The sequence below is a fragment of the Modestobacter sp. VKM Ac-2977 genome (assembly GCF_026968045.1).
Classification (GTDB): Bacteria; Actinomycetota; Actinomycetes; order Mycobacteriales; family Geodermatophilaceae; genus Modestobacter.
Map to the genome: position 1 here is coordinate 237,891 of NZ_JAPVBQ010000003.1, position 17,835 is coordinate 255,725.

A 17,835-nucleotide genomic window follows, 5' to 3' on the forward strand; every position below is an offset into this window, starting at 1 on the left:
GGTGCGCGAGCTCGTCGAGGTCTCCCCCGTGCTGGTCGCCCTCGGCGAACGGTTCTCCGCCGCCGGCCACGAGGTGCACCTCGTGGGCGGCTCGGTGCGCGACGCGCTGCTGGCGGCCGGGACGGGACGGCCGCTGCCCACCGGCGACCTGGACCTGACCACCGACGCGCGCCCGGAGCAGACCCTCGAGGTGCTCCGGGGCTGGGCCAGTTCCACGTGGAACACCGGCATCGCCTTCGGCACGGTCGGCGCCGAGGTGCGCGGCGAGCGGGTGGAGATCACCACCTTCCGCGCCGACCGCTACGACCGGGAGTCCCGCAACCCGGAGGTCGCCTGGGGCACCTCGCTCGCCGACGACCTGGCCCGGCGTGACTTCACCGTCAACGCGATGGCGGTCTCGCTGGGCCCCGACCGCACGGTCACCGACCCCTTCGGTGGGCTGGGCGACCTGCTGGCACGGCGGCTGCGCACTCCGGGCCGGGCGGTCGACTCCTTCGCCGACGACCCGCTCCGGATGCTGCGTGCGGTCCGGTTCGTCGCCCAGCTGGGGCTGACCCCGGACGACGAGGTGGTCGAGGCGATGACCGCCCTCGCTCCCGAGCTCGGCCGGATCACCGCCGAGCGGGTGCAGCACGAGTTCTCCCGCACGCTGCGGGGCGACGCCCCCGGCCCGGCGCTGGACCTCTTCGTCTCCACCGGCCTGGCCGACGTCGTCCTGCCCGAGCTGTCCGCGCTGCGGATGGAGATCGACGAGCACCACCAGCACAAGGACGTCTACGTCCACTCGCTGACCGTGCTGGACCAGGCGATCGCGCTGGAGGAGGCCGACCCTGCTGCGGAGTCCCCCGACCTGGTGCTGCGGCTGGCGGCGCTGCTGCACGACATCGGCAAGCCGGCCACCCGCCGGCACGAGCCGCGCGGCCGGGTCTCCTTCCACCACCACGAGGTGGTCGGCGCCAAGCTGGTGCGCAAGCGGCTGCTCGCGCTGAAGTACCCGAAGGACGTCGTCGAGGCGGTGTCCCGGCTGACCTTCCTGCACCTGCGCTTCCACGGGTACGGCAGCGGGGAGTGGACCGACTCCGCCGTCCGCCGGTACGTCACCGACGCCGGTGACCTGCTGCCGCGGCTGCACAAGCTGGTCCGGTCCGACTGCACGACCCGCAACCGGCGGCGGGCGGCGGCACTGTCGGCGACCTACGACTCGCTGGAGGAGCGGATCCAGGTGCTCTCGGAGGAGGAGAACCTCTCCCGGATCCGGCCGGACCTGGACGGCAACCGGATCATGGAGCTGCTGGAGATCCCGCCGGGTCGCGAGGTCGGCGAGGCCTGGCGCTTCCTCAAGGACCTGCGCCTGGAGCGCGGGCCGCTGGAGCCCGAGGAGGCCGAGGCCGAGCTGCTCGCCTGGTGGCGGGCCCGCGGCCAGGTCAGCTGACTACGGGGTGAGCGAGACCCGCAGGGCGAGCGGGGCGTCGTCGGTGCGCCGGGCCTCGGCGCGGGCCCAGCGGCTGAACACCACGGCGGTGAGCAGGTAACCGGCGGCGATGCCGATCAGCAGGGGCCAGCTGACCCCCGACGCCGGCATCAGGAACGCCCCGGCCAGCAGCGCCGCCACGAAGGTGGCGTTGAACAGGGTGTCGTAGACGGAGAAGACCCGGCCCCGGAAGTCGTCGTCCACCGCCTCCTGGAGCGTGGTGTCGACACAGATCTTGATGCCCTGCGCGACGAACCCCAGCACGAGGACGGCGGCCACGATCGCCGCCGGCCGGAACACCCCGCCCAGCACCAGCTGGCCGGTGCCGCCGAGCACCAGCAGCCCGACCACCCAGGCCGCCTTGCCCCACCGGCGCACCGCCCACGGCGTCACCGCGGCCGCCAGGAGGGTGCCGACCGCGCCGGCCGCCAGCACCTGGCCCAGGCCGGCCAGCCCGCCCGGGAAGAGGCCGGTCACGTCGGCGAAGGAGTTGCGGTAGAGCAGGAGCGTCATGAGGGTCAGCAGCCCGTACAGGAGCCGGTGCACCGCCATCACCGACAGGATGGCCGTCGCCGGCGGGTGCGCCAGCATGTGCCGGGCGCCGGCCACCATCCCGTGCAGCACGTCGCGGGCGCTCACCGTGGCGGCCAGGCTGAGGTGGTCGGGGCCGAGGTGGCCGCGCGGGAAGCGGGAGACGATGGCGGAGGCCACCAGGTAGGGCATCGCCGAGGCCAGGGCCAGACCGGCGTAGCCACCGCTACCGGAGCCGACGAGCGCGGTCGCGCCGATGGCGACCCCGCCGCCCAGCACGCCGGCCACCGCCCCGGACGTCGTGGACAGCGCGTTCGCCGAGACGAGCGAGGGTGCGTCGGTGGTGTGCGGCAGCCCGGCGGAGAGCGCGGAGAGCACGAAGCGGTTGACCGAGAACACCAACAGCCCGGCGACGTAGAACCCGATTCCCTGGATCCCGGCCAGCACGAGCGCAGCGACCGCCACCACGAGCAGCGCGCGCACCACGTTGGCGACCAGCAGCACCTGCCGACGGCTCCAGCGGTCCAGCCACACCCCGGCGAACGGGCCGACCAGCGAGTACGGCAGCAGCAGGACGGCGAACCCGGCGGCGACGTCGATGGGGTCGGTGGCCTGCTGCGGGTTGAACAGCACCGTGCCGGCCAGCGCGGCCTGGAAGACGCCGTCGCCGAACTGCGAGGACAGCCGGGTGGCCAGCAGCCGGCGGAAGTCGGCGCGCAGCAACAGATGACGCACGGTGGTGGGCGCCTGCTGCATCCCAGCCACACTACGTCGCCGGTGGCCGGGCGGCAGCCGAGGTCGGGCGGCCAGGAGGCAGGCCGATGGGCCACCCCTCCGGCTCGTCCCTGATGCACACTGGGAGGCGATGAACCCGGTGCCCTCGTCACCCGATCCCGAAGGTCGTCCCGCCGCCGGCCAGGCTGCGGGGCGGGGCCGGCGTACCGGCGTACCGGCCCTGTCGGTCGGCTCACTGGACGACGTCCGGCCGGGCTCCCTGCTGGTCGCGATGCCGGCCCTGACCGACCCCACCTTCGCCGGGGCGGTCGTCTACGTCCTGGACCACGCCGACACCGGCACCATCGGCGTCGTGCTCGGCCGGCCCAGCGAGGTCCGGATCGGCGACGTGCTGCCGGGGTGGTCGGAGCTGGCCGTGGAGCCGGGCGTCTTCCACGTCGGCGGGCCCTGCGAGGCCGACACCGCCCTGTGCCTGGCCACCCGCCGGGGCAGCACGCCGCTGCCGGACGACAGCGGGCTCCGTGAGGTCGCGGGCGCGGTGCACCTGGTCGACCTGGACAGCGACCCGGCAGAGCTGGACGGCGAGATCGGCGGTCTGCGGGTGTTCGCCGGCTACGCCGGGTGGTCGGCCGGGCAGCTGGCCGGCGAGCTGGCCGAGGGCGCCTGGGCCTGCGTCACCGGGATCCCCGCCGACGTGCTGACCGGCGCATCCGGGCCGGAGCTGTGGCGGTCGGTGCTGCGCCGCCAGTCGGGCCGGCTGGCCGTGCTATCCACCGCCCCGGCGGACCCCTCCGCCAACTGAACCGGCTCCCGGGCAGTCATGACCGCGTGTCGACTCCCGGATCCGGTCACGGCCTGGTAGGAAGGGGACCGCAGGAGGGGGCGACCTGGGGAAGAGGCCGCCCCCTCCTGCTCTGTCTCCGGCCCGGCGTGGCTACAGGCCCAGCGCCGCCGCGATCTCCGGGTGCTCCGTGAGGCTCACCGTGTCGCTGTCGGCCGGGAGCGTGATCTCCCGCTCGCCGTGGTCGGCCAGGGTGATGGTGACCGGGACGTCCTGCAGCGTGGTGGAGTACTGAACCAGCAGCTCACTGTCGGCGGCCACGGCGATCGTCGTCCCCGTCGGGTTCTGGAAGACCGAGGCCAGCTCCCCGTTGATCGACCGGCTGCCCGCCCAGGTGTAGCCCGCGAAGGACCGCGGGTCGTCCGCCGTCGGGGCGGCGAGCTTGGGCACCATCTGGACCAGCACGTCCAGCAGCGAGGCGGTGCCGCCGGCCTGCGTGGTGGCGATCGGGCGGCGCACGTAGGTGGCGGGCGGGAGGCCGGCGTCCTCCAGCGCCTCGGTCAGTCCGGGGACGTCGCCCTGCCAGAGGTCCGCACCGGTGAAGAAGAGGGTGCGGGTGTCCTCGGGGCGCCCGTCGGCGTAGCTGGTGACGGCCTGCGCCCGCCCGATGCCCTCGGTGAAGTCGATCTCGCCGGTGAGCGTGAGGACGGCGCCCTCGGCGTAGGGGGCGGTCACCTCGAAGTCGGCGCCGCCCTCCTCGAGGTCGGCGGCGAGCACCTGACCGAGGACCTCGGCCTCCTGGGTGGTCACCGGGTCGCCGGGGACGCGCTGGACGGTCTCGTCCTCCCCGCACCCGGCCAGCAGGGCCAGTGCCACCAGCAGGGAGGGCACGACCAGGGGCGGGCGACGCAGCTGCATGCCCCAACACTAGGAGCCGGGCCGGGGCCCGGACGCGGAACGGCCCGCACCCGGTGAGGGGTGCGGGCCGTTCGGTGCTCCTGCTGTCAGCGCTCGATGTCGCCGCGGATGAAGGCCTCGACGGCGTCCCGGGCCTCGCTGTCGCTGTACTGCTCCGGCGGGCTCTTCATGAAGTAGGACGACGCGGACAGGATCGGTCCGCCGATGCCGCGGTCCAGGGCGATCTTCGCGGCCCGGACGGCGTCGATGATGATGCCGGCCGAGTTCGGGGAGTCCCAGACCTCGAGCTTGTACTCCAGGTTCAGCGGGACGTCACCGAACGCGCGGCCCTCCAGGCGGACGTAGGCCCACTTGCGGTCCGAGAGCCACGGCACGTGGTCCGACGGGCCGATGTGCACGTTGCCCTTGCCCATGTCCCGGTCGACCTGGCTGGTGACCGACTGGGTCTTGGAGATCTTCTTGGACTCCAGGCGCTCCCGCTCGAGCATGTTCTTGAAGTCCATGTTGCCGCCGACGTTGAGCTGCATCGTGCGGTCCAGCTGCACGCCGCGGTCCTCGAACAGCTTGGCCAGCACCCGGTGGGTGATGGTGGCGCCGACCTGGCTCTTGATGTCGTCACCGACGATCGGCACCCCGGCGGCGGTGAACTTGTCCGCCCACTCCTTGGTGCCGGCGATGAAGACCGGCAGCGCGTTGACGAAGGCGACGCCGGCGTCGAGCGCGGCCTGCGCGTAGAACTCCGCTGCCTGCTGCGAGCCCACCGGGAGGTAGCAGACCAGCACGTCGGCGCCGGACTCCCGCAGCGCGGTGACCATGTCGACCGGCTGGTCGTCGGACTCCTCGACGATCTCGCGGTAGTACTTGCCCAGCCCGTCGAGGGTGGTGCCGCGCTGCACGGTCACGCCCAGCGGCGGCACGTCGGCGATCTTGATGGTGTTGTTCTCGCTGGCGACGATCGCCTCGGAGAGGTCGCGGCCGACCTTCTTGGCGTCGACGTCGAACGCGGCGACGAACTCGACGTCGGAGACGTGGTAGTCGCCGAACCGGACGTGCATGAGGCCGGGGACCGACGCGGTCTCGTCGGCGTCCCGGTAGTACTCGACGCCCTGGACGAGCGACGCGGCGCAGTTGCCGACGCCGACGATGGCGACCTTGACCGATGCCATGGACTGACTCCCTCCGACGGACCCGAGCCGGGTCCGGACTGTGTGCGATGGGTGCGGTGCAGTGGTTCGGGTGGTGCAGCTCAGGTGGTGCCGTCGTCCGGCGGGGTGGGCGACTGCGCTGGGGGGGTCTGGGTGGGCGACTGCTCAGCCCGGGCGGCGTCGTCGCGCTCGCTGTCGATGAGCTCGGTGAGCCAGCGGACCTCGCGGTCGACCGAGTCCAGACCGTGCCGCTGCAGCTCGAGGGTGTAGCGGTCGAGCTTCTCCTGGGTGCGGCGCAGGGAGTCCATCAGCCGGTCGCGCTGGCGCTCGACGGTGCGTCGGCGGCCCTCCAGGATGCGCAGCCGCACGTCGGCGGCGGTGTGCCGGAAGAAGGCGAGGTGGACGCCGAACCGGCCCTCGTCGTCGTATGCCTCCGGGCCGGTCTGGCTGACCAGGTCGGCGAAGCGCTCCTTGCCCTCGGCGGTGATCGCGTAGACGACCTTCCCGCGCCGGCCGGTGAGCGCCGGGGCGTCGGCGGGCAGCAGGGACCGCGGGGTCGGGTCGTCGCTGGCGATCAGGCCGGCCACCTGCAGGCGCTTGAGCGCCGGGTAGAGCGAGCCGTAGGAGATCGAGCGGAGCCCCCCGAGGACGGCGGCCAGTTCCTTGCGGAGCTCGTAACCGTGCATCGGCGACTGCTGCAACAGGCCCAGGATGGCGAACTCGAGCACGGCGCCACCTCCTGGTCTGCCGGCGTTCACCGGATCGATGTATCGGCACGATACATCTGAGCGCTGTACTGCGCGCAAGTCGGACAGTCAGTTGACGGGTGTCCCACCCGTCCCATGTCGACCTGTGGAGGAGGTCGTGAACCGCTGGTCAGTGCGTACATTGGCGGCCGTGCCCGGACGTCGTTCGGTGGTGGACCACGCACTGGGTCGCCGGGACGCGCACCACGCGAGGACCGCCGCCAGGCGTCGTCCCGCCCGGCTGAGCTGACGCGCTCCCAGCCGACACACAGCTGAAGACGCCACCCTGGGCGCGCAGGCACCGCGAGCAGTCCGGCGCCTGAGCACCCACGACCTGCAGGAAGGGGCCCACCGCGTGCCTCCCCACGACGAGACCGCCCGCGTCACCCCTGGTGGCGGCGCGGTCCGCCGTCCCCCGCCGGCCCGGGCCCGCGCCGGCTCCGGCGGCAGTGGTGCCGGCGGTGTCCGCCGCCCGCCGGCCGCCCGGGCCCGGACGACGGCGTCCCGTGACGGTGGTGGGCGTCCGGCGGCCCGGTCCGGTGGCGGCGGTGGTGGTGGCCGTCCCCCGGTGAAGCCGCCGACGGGTGGACGGCGGCCCGGGGGCAGCAGCCGGCCGCCCGGTGGTGGCAGGAAGAAGGGTGCGAAGCCGAAGCGCCGGCGCTGGCTGAAGGTGCTCGCCGGGCTGTTCCTGAGCATGCTGGTGCTGCTGGGCGTCTTCGTCGGCGTCGTCTACGCCACGACCGAGGTGCCCACGCCGGAGTCGGTGCAGAACGACCAGACGACGGTCGTGTACTACGCCGACGGCGTCACCGAGATGGCCCGGCTGGGCAACGAGAACCGGACGAACGTCACCCTGGCGCAGATCTCCGAGCCGGCCCAGAACGCCATCCTGGCCGCGGAGAACCGGGCCTTCTACACCGACCCGGGCATCTCCTTCACCGGCATCGTGCGGGCGGCGTGGAACAACCTGACCGGTGGCTCGACCCAGGGTGGCTCCACCATCACCCAGCAGTACGTGAAGAACGCCTTCCTGACCTCCGACCAGACGTTCAGCCGGAAGTTCAAGGAGCTCTTCCTCGCCGTCAAGCTGGACAACGAGTACTCGAAGGAGCAGATCCTCGAGAACTACCTCAACACCATCTACTTCGGCCGCGGGGCGTACGGCATCGAGGCGGCGGCCAACACCTACTTCGGGGTGCCCGCCGCGCAGCTCACCCCCGAGCAGGGCGCTGTGCTCGCCGTGCTCATCCGGAACCCCAGCGCCAACGACCCGGAGACCAACCCGGAGGGTGCCCAGCAGCGCTGGGGCCTGGTCCTGGACGCGATGGTCGAGCAGGGCTGGCTGGACGCCGCGGCACGCGAGGCCGCGGCCTACCCGGCGATCCTGCCCAACACCGGCAGCAGCTCCGGCATCCCGGAGGGCCCGCAGGGGCTGATCGTGCGCCAGGTCCTCGACGAGCTGGAGCGGCAGCCGTTCAGCTACTCGCGCGACGACATCTACTCCGCCGGTCTGCGGATCACCACGACCGTGGACAAGGCCAAGCAGGACGCCGCGGTCGCCGCGGTGAACGAGGTGATGGCCGGTGAGCCGCAGAACCTGCAGGAGGCGCTGGTCGCGGTCGACCCGGGGACCGGCGGCGTGCTGGCCTACTACGGCAACGCGTTGAGCAGCAGTGAGGACGCTGCGGTCGACACCACCGACTACGCGCAGGCGCTCAAGCAGCCCGGCTCGTCGTTCAAGCCCTACACCCTGGCTGCCGCGCTGGAGAACGGCTTCAGCGTCGACACCCGTCGCGACGGCAGCTCGCCGCAGGAGTTCGAGGACCGGCCCGGGCTGCCGGTGGTCAACTCCGGCAACGCGCAGTGCGGCAACTGCACGCTCAAGGAGGCGATGACCAGGTCGCTGAACACCACGTACTACGGGCTCGCCTACGAGGTCGGCCCCGAGGTGGTCGCCGAGACGGCCCGGGAGATCGCCGGTCTCCCGGCGACGTGGGACCCGAACCAGAACGACCCCACGGTGCCCACGGACCTGACCGGGTTCGAGACGCTCAGCATCCCGAAGACCAACACCACCGGTGGTTCGATCGGCATCGGGGAGTACGCGGTCCGCCCGATCCAGCAGGCCGCCGGCTTCGCCACCTTCGCCGCCGGTGGGGTGCAGCGCGCGACGCACTTCGTCGCCTCGGTCGCCGACAGCGCCGGGACGGTGCTGGGCACGGGGACGACCGCCTCCACGCAGGCGATCTCGCCCGAGGTGGCCAACGACGTCACGTTCGCGCTGACCGACGTGGCCGAGAGCTCGAAGCTCCCACTGGACGGCAACCGGCCGGTCGCGGCGAAGACCGGCACCCAGGGCAGCAACCGCACGGACAACTCCGACGCCTGGATGGTCGGTTTCACGCCGTCGATCTCCACCGCGGTGTGGGTCGGGACCAAGGGCACCGAGGCCATCGTCAACTCCCGGGGCAACATCATCTACGGGTCGGGGCTGCCGGGGGAGATCTGGCAGCAGTTCATGAACACCGTGCTCGAGGGCACGCCGGAGCAGCCGCTCCCGTCGAAGGCGCTGATCGAGGGCGACCCGGACCGGAGCATCCCGGAGCCGACGACGGAGGCCCCCGCCCCGACCACGAGCGAGGCGCCCGCGCCGGAGCCGGCACCGGTCACCAGCCAGGCTCCGGCCCCCAGCAGGGCGCCGAGCAGCAGTTCGGCTCCGGTCACGGAGGCGCCCGAGGTGGAGGAGCCCGTCACCTCGACGCCGCCGGTCCCCCCGGCCCCGACGTCGTCGTCGCCGGGACCGCCCACCACGGGCCCGAACGGCTGATCGGGGCAGCAGGCAGACTGACCCGGTGAGTGCGACACCGACGGGCCCGTCCGTCCCGGCCGATCGGCTGGGGGGCGGGCCCGAGGTGTCTGCGCCGCCGGGGCCGGACCGCATCGTGCCGTCCTGGACCGACCCGGTGGCGGTCCAGGCCAGCGAGGCGGTGGGCGGTCCCTGGGGTCGGCACGCCGTCACCGGGCGCGCCCGCTTCTGGACGCCGCTGCGGGTGTGCCTGCTGTTCACCGTGGTGGTGCTCGGGCTGGCCTGGGCCAAGCAGGCGCCGTGCGCCACCGGCAACTGGACGGGCAGCAAGCAGTACACCCACTTCTGCTACAGCGACCCCGTCGCGCTGTTCTTCACCCATGGGATCGGCGACGGGCAGGTGCCCTACCTCGACTCCGCCGTCGAGTACCCGGTGCTCACCGGTGCGCTGATGCAGCTCGCCGCGGTGGTCGCGCGAGGCTGGGACGGGCTGGCGGCGGGCGTCTCCACCGTGCCGGTGGCGAGCTTCTACGTCGTCACCTGTCTGCTGCTGTCGGCACTGGCGCTCCTGGTCACCCGCGGCGTGCTGGGGCTGGCCGGCCGCCGGCCCTGGGACGCCGCGATGGTCGCGCTGTCGCCGCTGCTGCTGGTGCACGCCTTCACCAACTGGGACCTGCTGGCCATCGCCCTGACCACGCTCGGGATGTGGGCCTGGGCACGCCGGCACCCGGCGCTCGCCGGGGTGCTGATCGGGCTGGGGGTCGCGGCGAAGCTCTACCCGGTGATCGTCCTCGGCGTGCTCTTCGTGCTGTGCCTGCGCGCCGGCCGGCTGCGGGCATGGCTGTCGGCGATCGTGGCCGCCGGGCTGGCCTGGCTGGCGGTGAACCTGCCCGTCGCCCTCGCCGCGCCGGAGAACTGGGCCCGGTTCTTCACCTTCAGCGACGTCCGGCCGGCGAACCCGGAGAGCGTCTGGGCGATCGCCCTGGACCTGACCGGCGACCGGATCCTGGACGGTCCGCTGGCCGAGGGTCAGACGCCGTCGGTGCTCAACGCCACCGTCGCGGTCGTGCTGCTGCTGTCGGCCGCGGCCGTGGCCTGGCTGGCCCTGGCGGCCCCGCTGCGCCCCCGGCTGCCCCAGCTGGCGTTCCTGCTGGTCGCGGCCTTCCTGCTGCTGAACAAGGTGTGGAGCCCGCAGTTCTCGCTGTGGTTGCTGCCGCTGGCCGTGCTGGCGCGACCGCGGTGGCGCTCGCTGCTGCTCTGGCAGGCCACCGAGGTGCTGGTCTGGGTGATGACCATGCTCTATTACCTGGGGGCGGACGAGAACGGTGTGGACGTCGAGTGGTTCTACCTCGCCGTGGTGGTGCGCGACGTCGCCGTCCTCGTCCTGATGGCGCTGGTCGTCCGGGAGGTGTGGTCACCGGACCGGGACCTGGTGCGGCGCAGCTGGCCGGGCACCGACGACCCCGCCGGCGGCGTCCTGGACCAGGCCCCCGACCGGTTCACGTTGCGGCGCACGCCTCAGCCGGCGAGCGCTCCGCGCAGCAGGGCGATCTCCTCGGCGTGACCTGCGGTGTCCCCGGGGGTCTCCAGGACGACGGGGGCGCCGGCGGCGCGGGCCACGCCCACCAGCAGCTCCAGCGGGATCTCCCCGGCGGTCAGCGGCGCGTGGCGGTCGCGACCGGAGCCGGCGGGGTCGCGGCTGTTGTTCAGGTGCACCAGGTCGACCCGGCCGGTGATCGCCCGGACGTCGTCCACCACCCGGGTCAGGTCCCAGCCCGCGGCCCAGGCGTGGCAGGTGTCCAGCACGAAGCCCGCGCCGAACTCCCCCACGGCCTCCCACAACCGGGCGACGGCGTCGAGCTCGCGGGCCATCGCGTTGTCCCCGCCGGCGGTGTTCTCGATGAGCACCGGGACGCCGAAGCCGCCCTCGTCGGCCTGCCGGGCGAAGGTCTTGCGCCAGTTGTCGACCCCGGCCGACGGGTCGTCCGCCGCCAGCACGTGCCCGCCGTGCACGACCATGCCCTGGGCCCCGACGGCGGCCGACGCCTGGGCGTGCTGGCCGAGCAGCTTGCGGCTGGGGATCCGGATCCGGTTGTTCGTCGAGGCGACGTTGAGCACGTAGGGGGCGTGCACGAAGACGGCGACGTCGGAGCCGAGCAGCGCCTCGGCGTCCGGGCGCGGCCTCGGCGCCTTCCAGCCCTGGGGATCGGCGAGGAACACCTGCACCGCGTCGGCGTCCAGCTCGGCGGCGCGGGCCAGCGGACCGCCGTCGGCCAGCTCGTTCTCCTCGGTCAGGCCCGGTCCGACGTGCACGCCGATCAGCTGCTCAGCCACGCGGAGGAGACTAGGCCTCCCCGCTGCGCGGCACATCGGGGAGAACGCACTGGTAGCCTGTCCGGTGCGCGTCCTCCCCTGCTCCGAGCAGGTCCGGGCGCGCGACGCATGTACGACCCTCCTGCTGCAGACACCCTGCGGCCGCTGAGACCAGAGGAGGTGGGGTTCTCCGTGCGTAACTACGAACTGATGATCATCCTCGACCCTGAGCTCGAGGAGCGCACCATCGCTCCCAGCCTGGATCGTTTCCTGACCGTCGTCACCAACTCCGGTGGCACCGTCAAGACCGAGATCTGGGGCCGCCGCCGGCTGGCCTACGAGATCGACAAGAAGGCCGAGGGCATCTACGCCATCGTCGACATCCAGGCCGAGCCGGCCGCCGTCGCCGAGCTGGACCGTCAGCTGAACCTCAACGAGTCCATCCTGCGCACCAAGCTGATGCGCCCCGAGGCTCACTGACCATGGCCGGCGAGACCGTCATCACCGTCATCGGGAACCTGACGGCCGACCCGGAGCTGCGGTTCACCCCGTCCGGCGCCGCCGTCGCCAACTTCACCGTCGCCTCGACGCCCCGCACCTTCGACCGTCAGTCGCAGGAGTGGAAGGACGGCGAAGCGCTGTTCCTCCGCTGCAACGTCTGGCGCCAGGCGGCGGAGAACGTCGCCGAGTCGCTCACCCGCGGTTCGCGGGTCATCGTGTCGGGCCGGCTGAAGCAGCGGTCCTTCGACACGAAGGAAGGCGAGAAGCGCACCGTCATCGAGCTGGAGGTCGACGAGATCGGCCCCTCTCTGCGGTACGCCACCGCCAAGGTCACCCGCGCTGCGCGCAGCGAGGGTGGCGGTGGCGGCGGCGGGTTCGGCGGTGGCGGCGGCAACAGCGGTGGCAGCGGTGGCGGTGGTGGTGGCTTCTCCGGTGGCGGAGCGAGCGACCCCTGGTCCACCCCGCCGGCGTCGTCCGACGAACCGCCTTTCTGATCCCCCCTCTGTACTGATCTCTGGAGAACCCAGTGCCCAAGCCTCCCCCCCGCAAGATCAAGAAGAAGGTCTGCCAGTTCTGCAAGGACAAGGCGACCTACATCGACTACAAGGACACGACCCTGCTGCGGAAGTTCATCTCCGACCGCGGCAAGATCCGTGCCCGCCGCGTCAGCGGCAACTGCAGCCAGCACCAGCGTGACGTCGCCGTGGCCGTGAAGAACAGCCGCGAGATGGCACTGCTGCCCTACACCTCCACGGCGCGCTGATCATGAGCACCATGAAGCTGATCCTCACGCAGGAGGTCACCGGTCTCGGGTCCTCCGGCGACACCGTCGAGGTCAAGGGCGGGTACGCCCGCAACTACCTCCTGCCCCGCGGGCTGGCCATGCTGGCCACCCGAGGTGCCGAGAAGCAGGTCAACAGCCTGCGCCGGGCGCGCGCTGCGCGCGACGTGCGTTCGCTCGAGGAGGCCCAGGCGGTCGCCGGTCAGCTGTCGCAGCTGACCGTCACGCTTCCGGCCCGCTCCGGTGACGGTGGCCGTCTCTTCGGCCGCATCACCACCGCCGACGTCGCCGCCGCGGTGACCGCGGCCGGTGGCCCGGAGCTCGACCGTCGCCGGATCGAGCTGCCCAGCAGCATCAAGAGCCTCGGCACCCACACCGTCACGGTGCGGGTCCACCCCGAGGTGTCCGTGCCGGTGACCGTGGACGTCGTCGCCGGCTGATCGGGCCGCTTTCCACAGCACTGCCCACGAGGGGCGTCGGACTCCGGTCCGGCGCCCCTCGTGGCGTTCCCGGGGCCTGCTGGGCGTCCTCCCGTGTCGACACGGGCGCCGGCCCTCCGTGGACGGCAGGTGAACGGCGCCACCGACCCGTGCGGCACCGCGCAGCACGGCCGAGCCTCGGGGACGGCGCCCCTGCCGTCGACCCGTTACGCGTGTGACCTGCGGGGATCCGCCGACACGCCCGGGCGGCGTGTTCTGCGACGAGTTGCGGGATTTCTTCCGTCCACACCCCGGGACAGGCTCCGGCGCAGGTGACGAGGGGGTGGCGGGGACGCGACGTCCGCGGGTCCACCACGGTCTCCACACGGTGACCGCCCCTGTCCACCGACTTGTCCACAAGTTGTGCAGATCGGCGTGCACAGCGGTGTTGGACGTGCCCCCTCCTGGCTTCCTAACGTCACCCCCAGCTACCGCCGGGCACGAACTGTCGGCGCCCGGTGGTAGCTGTTGTCCGAACGCACGTTCGAGCGGCAGCAGGAGCAGGGGACGAGGAGAACATCAGCGTGGCGGTCGTCGACGACATCAGCAGGCCGAGGGTCACGGCTCCGGAGTACGACCGACAGCCCCCTCAGGACGTCGCTGCCGAGCAGTCGGTCCTGGGCGGCATGCTGATGAGCAAGGACGCGATCGCCGACGTGGTCGAGGTCCTGGCGGGCCCGGACTTCTACCGCCCGGCCCACCAGATCGTCTTCGACGTCATCCTCGACCTGTACGGCCGGGGTGAGCCCGCCGACGCCATCACCGTCGCCGCGGAGCTGAACCGCACCGACCAGCTGTCGAAGATGGGGGGCGCGGTCTACCTGCACACGCTCATCGCCTCCACCCCGACCGCGGCGAACGCCGGGTACTACGCGGCGATCGTCGCGGAGCAGGCGGTGCTGCGGCGGCTGGTCGAGGCCGGCACCCGGGTCGTCCAGCTCGGCTACGGCGCAGCCGGTGGGAAGGGCGATGTCGACGACATCGTCGACCGCGCCCAGCAGGAGATCTACGACGTCACCGAGAAGCGGATGAGCGAGGACTACTCCCGCCTCGCCGACGTCCTGCAGCCGACGATGGACGAGCTCGACGCGATCGCCTCCCGGGGTGGCACGGCGCGGGGCGTCCCCACCGGCATCCGTGACCTCGACGAGCTCACCAACGGCCTGCAGGCCGGCCAGATGGTGGTCATCGCCGCCCGCCCCGGTGTCGGCAAGAGCACGCTGGGGCTGGACATCGCCCGCTCGGCCACCGTGAAGCACCACATGCCGGCGGCGATCTTCTCGCTCGAGATGAGCAAGCACGAGATCACCATGCGTCTGCTGTCGGCCGAGGCGAAGGTGCCGCTGCACCACATGCGTGCCGGCACGCTGTCGGACGAGGACTGGTCGAAGCTCGCCCGCCGGATGGGCGAGATCGCCGACGCCCCGCTCTACATCGACGACTCCCCCAACATGACGATGATGGAGATCCGGGCCAAGGCGCGGCGGCTCAAGCAGCGCAACGACCTCAAGCTCATCGTCATCGACTACCTGCAGCTGATGACGTCGGGCAAGAAGGTGGAGAGCCGTCAGCAGGAGGTCTCGGAGTTCTCCCGTGCGCTGAAGCTGCTGGCCAAGGAGCTCGAGCTGCCGGTGATCGCGATGAGCCAGCTGAACCGTGGCTCGGAGCAGCGTCAGGACAAGAAGCCGATGCTCTCCGACCTCCGTGAGTCCGGCTCGATCGAGCAGGACGCCGACATGGTGATGATGATCCACCGCGAGGACATGTACGAGAAGGAGTCCCCGCGGGCCGGCGAGGCCGACATCATGCTGGTCAAGCACCGCAACGGCCCCACCGCGAACGTCACCGTCGCGTTCCAGGGTCACTACAGCCGCTTCGTCGACATGGCCAACTGATCCCCGTGCCCGAACTGGTCGAGCCGACTCCGCGGTTGCACGTCGCCTGGCTCGCCGCGCACCGCGAGTGGGGCGCCGGGGTGCCTGAGGACGGCGCCGGCCTGCGGCCCGAGGACGACGTCGAGACGCCTGAGGGCTTCGCGGCCTGGGTCGAACGGCTGCGCGAGGAGTCGGACCCGGAGCGGCCCATCGCCGAGGGGCGCGTGCACTGCACCTACTGGTGGATCGTCGAGGGCGACACCGTGCTGGGGGCCATCGCGCTGCGCCACCAGCTCAACGACTTCCTGCTCCGGGCGGGCGGTCACATCGGGTACGGCATCCGCCCTTCGGCCCGCCGGCGTGGCCTGGCCACCTGGGCGCTGGGCCAGGTGCTGAACCGGGCCCGTGCGATGGGTCTGGATCAGGTGCTCATCACCTGCGACGAGGGCAACCAGGCCTCGGCTCGGGTGATCGAGCGGGCGGGTGGTCTCCTGGAGGACATCCGGGACACCGAGCTGGGCCGGGCACGGCGGTACTGGGTCCCGCTCCCCCGCTGACCGCCGTACACCCGATCGGGGATACGAGACCCGGGCGACTCAACGATCGGCACCCTGCTGCCGATGCTCCAGGCAACGCTCGATCCACGACCTGGAGGTCACCTGTGCTCTCGCTCCTCTCCGGCCTGCTCGCCAAGGCCGTCTCCGCCTCGCTGGCCGCCAAGGTGGCCGCCGGCGCGACCGCCGTCGTCGTGGCCGGTGGCGGCGCTGCCGTGACCACCCAGGTGGTCACCGCCGCTGCCGAGCCGACGACGTCGGAGGTCAGCACCACGGAGAACACCGACGTCGCCGACCCCGCGGACGTCGCAGTCCCGACCGAGGCCCCGGAGACCACGGAGCCGACCCCCGCCCCCGAGGCGCCGGAGACCGAGGAGCCCACGGTCGACCCGACCGCCGAGCCGACGCCGGAGCCGGCGCCGGAGGAGACCGAGGAGCCCACGGCCCCCGAGGTGCCGGCCGAGCCGTCGGCCCCGGTGAACCACGGACAGGTCGTCTCGTCGGTCGCGAAGTCCACCTTCGCGACGGGCCGGGAGCACGGCCAGGCCGTCTCCTCCGCCGCACGCAACAAGGCGAGCAAGAACGAGCCCGCTCCCGCCCCCGAGGCTGACAGTGCCGAGGCCGTCGAGGGCGCCAGCACCGCTGACGCCACCGGCAACGGCAACGGCAACGGCAACGGCCGGGGTGGCCGGGGCTGATCCCCTGCGCCGGGCGGCGACACGTCGCCCGGCGCGCCCGGCAGGTCCGCCGATCCGGGCCGCACGGAACCTACCGTCGGGGCTGGCCGACTCCCGGGGGCTCCACGTGAAACACCGCATCACCGCGCTGGCCGCGCTCGCCGTCTTCGGCACCGCCGCCTGCGCACCGGCCGACACCCCGGCCGCCACAGGCGCGGACACCGTCTCCGAGGCCGCCCAGCAGTCGCCCTCCGTCGCCCCCACGGCTGGTCAGTCCGCCACCGACGTGCTGGCCACGCTCCCGGTGAAGGGCCGCGCGGCGAAGACCGGCTACGACCGGAACGAGTTCGGCGCCACCTGGGCCGACGTCGACCGCAACGGCTGCGACACCCGCAACGACGTGCTGGCCCGCGACCTGACGCAGGAGCAGTTCCGGCCGGGCACCCAGGACTGCGTGGTGGGCAGCGGCACCCTGGTCGACCCGTACACCGCCCAGACCATCGCGTTCGAGAAGGGCGATGGCAGCAGCGTCGACATCGACCACGTCGTCGCGCTCAGCAACGGCTGGCAGACCGGCGCGTTCGGCTGGGACGAGGCCCGGCGCACCGCCTTCGCCAACGACCCGCTCAACCTGCTGGCCGTCGACTACGCGGCGAACCGGCAGAAGGGCGACGGCGACGCCGCCACCTGGCTGCCGGCAGACCGCGGCTACCGCTGCGCCTACGTCGCCCGTCAGGTCGCCGTGAAGGCCACGTACGGCCTGTGGGTCACCCAGGCCGAGCACGACGCCATCGCCCGGGTACTGGACACCTGCCGAGGTGAGCCCGTCCCGACGTCCACCGTGGTGGACGTTCCCGCGGGAACGTCCACCACGGTCGAGCCCTTCGCCGACTGCGACGCCGCTCGGGCAGCCGGCGCGGCACCCCTGCACCGCGGCGACCCCGGGTGGTCCGACCGGATGGACGGCGACGGGGACGGCACCGCCTGCGAGTGACTCACCCCGGCCAGCGCACCGACCCGTCGGCTCCGCGCACGGCGCCCTCGGCCGGGCGGTGCGGGGTCAGCCGGCCGTCGGGCATCAGGTGGTCCACCGGCAGCTCCCGGCCCAGCACGACGACGTCGGCGATCAGCCGCCGGTGGCAGCGCCACCACACGCTCTCGCTGCACATCACCGCCACCGTGCGGTCGGCCGCGGCGGCCAGCACCTCGTCCAGGGCGTCGCTGAACTCGGTGGTGCGGGTGTGCGCGGCGTACGCGGCGAACTGGGCCACCGTCCACCAGCCGTCGGCGGCCGGCTCGTCCGCGGGCAGCCGACGCCGACCGCCCAGCCGCTCCTCCCAGCGGTAGGCGACGCCCGCCGCCGGGAGCCACTCGGTGAGCGCCTCGCGCCGGACGTCGGGGTTGACCCGGCTGCCCGGGAACCGCCGCACGTCGACGAGCTGCTCCACCCTGGCGCCGGAGAGCCGGGCGAGCAGGCGGGCCTGGTCCTCGGGCCCGTGGCCGACGGTCAGCAGCGGCACGGT

At 72.6% G+C, this 17,835-nt stretch carries 18 protein-coding genes; 12 read left to right on the forward strand and 6 right to left on the reverse strand.

The window, feature by feature from the left end:
- Position 1: 1 nt before the first annotated feature.
- The gene (locus tag O2V63_RS13930) at positions 2-1,432 is read left to right on the forward strand and encodes a CCA tRNA nucleotidyltransferase (RefSeq protein WP_269168159.1); all 1,431 of its coding nucleotides are present in this window, start codon (positions 2-4) and stop codon (positions 1,430-1,432) included.
- On the opposite strand, the gene O2V63_RS13935 is transcribed toward O2V63_RS13930, so the two are convergent.
- Positions 1,433-2,758 carry an MFS transporter gene (locus O2V63_RS13935; protein ID WP_269168160.1) on the reverse strand — a complete coding sequence of 442 codons (1,326 nt, stop codon included), beginning with the start codon at positions 2,756-2,758 and terminating at the stop codon, positions 1,433-1,435.
- A 109-nt stretch (positions 2,759-2,867) separates the two neighbouring features.
- On the opposite strand from O2V63_RS13935, the gene O2V63_RS13940 reads away from it, so the two are divergent.
- Positions 2,868-3,539, forward strand: a complete 672-nt coding sequence (locus O2V63_RS13940; RefSeq protein WP_269168162.1) for a YqgE/AlgH family protein — start codon at positions 2,868-2,870, stop codon at positions 3,537-3,539.
- A 132-nt stretch (positions 3,540-3,671) separates the two neighbouring features.
- Here the strand turns inward: O2V63_RS13940 and O2V63_RS13945 are convergent, their stop codons facing one another.
- The 3 genes from O2V63_RS13945 to O2V63_RS13955 all read right to left on the reverse strand — a co-directional run bounded on the left by O2V63_RS13945 (position 3,672) and on the right by O2V63_RS13955 (position 6,309).
- Positions 3,672-4,436, reverse strand: coding sequence for a hypothetical protein (locus O2V63_RS13945; RefSeq protein ID WP_269168163.1), 765 nt, complete (start codon positions 4,434-4,436; stop codon positions 3,672-3,674).
- An 86-nt stretch (positions 4,437-4,522) separates the two neighbouring features.
- Positions 4,523-5,602: an inositol-3-phosphate synthase gene (locus O2V63_RS13950; RefSeq protein ID WP_269168164.1), complete on the reverse strand. Its 1,080-nt coding sequence runs from the start codon at positions 5,600-5,602 to the stop codon at positions 4,523-4,525.
- An 80-nt stretch (positions 5,603-5,682) separates the two neighbouring features.
- Positions 5,683-6,309, reverse strand: a complete 627-nt coding sequence (locus O2V63_RS13955) for a PadR family transcriptional regulator (RefSeq protein ID WP_269168165.1) — start codon at positions 6,307-6,309, stop codon at positions 5,683-5,685.
- Positions 6,310-6,682: 373 nt separating this feature from the next.
- On the opposite strand from O2V63_RS13955, the gene O2V63_RS13960 reads away from it, so the two are divergent.
- Both O2V63_RS13960 and O2V63_RS13965 read left to right on the forward strand, forming a co-directional pair.
- Positions 6,683-9,154, forward strand: coding sequence for a transglycosylase domain-containing protein (locus O2V63_RS13960; RefSeq protein WP_269168166.1), 2,472 nt, complete (start codon positions 6,683-6,685; stop codon positions 9,152-9,154).
- Positions 9,155-9,269: 115 nt separating this feature from the next.
- Positions 9,270-10,697 carry a glycosyltransferase family 87 protein gene (locus O2V63_RS13965; RefSeq protein WP_269168167.1) on the forward strand — a complete coding sequence of 476 codons (1,428 nt, stop codon included), beginning with the start codon at positions 9,270-9,272 and terminating at the stop codon, positions 10,695-10,697.
- Here O2V63_RS13965 and O2V63_RS13970 read toward each other — a convergent pair.
- On the reverse strand, positions 10,652-11,467 hold the full coding sequence (locus tag O2V63_RS13970; RefSeq protein ID WP_269168168.1) for a deoxyribonuclease IV: 816 nt from the start codon (positions 11,465-11,467) through the stop codon (positions 10,652-10,654). The two genes, O2V63_RS13965 and O2V63_RS13970, sit on opposite strands and share 46 nt — an antisense overlap.
- 171 nt (positions 11,468-11,638) lie before the next feature.
- On the opposite strand from O2V63_RS13970, the gene rpsF reads away from it, so the two are divergent.
- From rpsF to O2V63_RS14010, 8 genes are all read left to right on the forward strand, one after another.
- Entirely contained in the window at positions 11,639-11,926 is a 288-nt protein-coding gene (rpsF, locus tag O2V63_RS13975; protein WP_036333081.1) for a 30S ribosomal protein S6, read from the forward strand.
- 2 nt (positions 11,927-11,928) lie between these two features.
- A complete protein-coding gene (locus O2V63_RS13980; RefSeq protein ID WP_269168169.1) occupies positions 11,929-12,441 on the forward strand; it encodes a single-stranded DNA-binding protein in 513 nt (170 codons plus the stop codon).
- 32 nt (positions 12,442-12,473) lie between these two features.
- On the forward strand, positions 12,474-12,710 hold the full coding sequence (gene rpsR, locus O2V63_RS13985; protein ID WP_036333041.1) for a 30S ribosomal protein S18: 237 nt from the start codon (positions 12,474-12,476) through the stop codon (positions 12,708-12,710).
- Between the two features lie 11 nt (positions 12,711-12,721).
- On the forward strand, positions 12,722-13,168 hold the full coding sequence (gene rplI / locus O2V63_RS13990; RefSeq protein WP_269168170.1) for a 50S ribosomal protein L9: 447 nt from the start codon (positions 12,722-12,724) through the stop codon (positions 13,166-13,168).
- A 563-nt stretch (positions 13,169-13,731) separates the two neighbouring features.
- Positions 13,732-15,102: a replicative DNA helicase gene (gene dnaB / locus O2V63_RS13995; protein ID WP_269168171.1), complete on the forward strand. Its 1,371-nt coding sequence runs from the start codon at positions 13,732-13,734 to the stop codon at positions 15,100-15,102.
- 5 nt (positions 15,103-15,107) lie between these two features.
- A complete protein-coding gene (locus O2V63_RS14000; protein WP_269168172.1) occupies positions 15,108-15,638 on the forward strand; it encodes a GNAT family N-acetyltransferase in 531 nt (176 codons plus the stop codon).
- 104 nt (positions 15,639-15,742) lie between these two features.
- The gene (locus O2V63_RS14005) at positions 15,743-16,333 is read left to right on the forward strand and encodes a hypothetical protein (protein WP_269168173.1); all 591 of its coding nucleotides are present in this window, start codon (positions 15,743-15,745) and stop codon (positions 16,331-16,333) included.
- A gap of 106 nt (positions 16,334-16,439) precedes the next feature.
- Positions 16,440-17,306 (forward strand): GmrSD restriction endonuclease domain-containing protein, encoded by an 867-nt coding sequence (locus tag O2V63_RS14010; protein ID WP_269168174.1) that lies wholly within the window; start codon positions 16,440-16,442, stop codon positions 17,304-17,306.
- 1 nt (position 17,307) lies between these two features.
- Here O2V63_RS14010 and O2V63_RS14015 read toward each other — a convergent pair whose 3' ends face one another.
- Positions 17,308-17,832: a DUF488 domain-containing protein gene (locus tag O2V63_RS14015; RefSeq protein ID WP_269168175.1), complete on the reverse strand. Its 525-nt coding sequence runs from the start codon at positions 17,830-17,832 to the stop codon at positions 17,308-17,310.
- Positions 17,833-17,835: the final 3 nt, after the last annotated feature.

Bases quoted from the DNA above. Each gene is read 5' to 3' on its own strand.
- O2V63_RS13950 (WP_269168164.1), bottom strand. From the start codon at position 5,602: ATGGCATCGGTCAAGGTCGCCATCGTCGGCGTCGGCAACTGCGCCGCG.
- rplI (WP_269168170.1), top strand. From the start codon at position 12,722: ATGAAGCTGATCCTCACGCAGGAGGTCACCGGTCTCGGGTCCTCCGGC.
- O2V63_RS13980 (WP_269168169.1), top strand. From the start codon at position 11,929: ATGGCCGGCGAGACCGTCATCACCGTCATCGGGAACCTGACGGCCGAC.
- O2V63_RS13935 (WP_269168160.1), bottom strand. From the start codon at position 2,758: ATGCAGCAGGCGCCCACCACCGTGCGTCATCTGTTGCTGCGCGCCGAC.
- O2V63_RS13945 (WP_269168163.1), bottom strand. From the start codon at position 4,436: ATGCAGCTGCGTCGCCCGCCCCTGGTCGTGCCCTCCCTGCTGGTGGCA.
- O2V63_RS13940 (WP_269168162.1), top strand. From the start codon at position 2,868: ATGAACCCGGTGCCCTCGTCACCCGATCCCGAAGGTCGTCCCGCCGCC.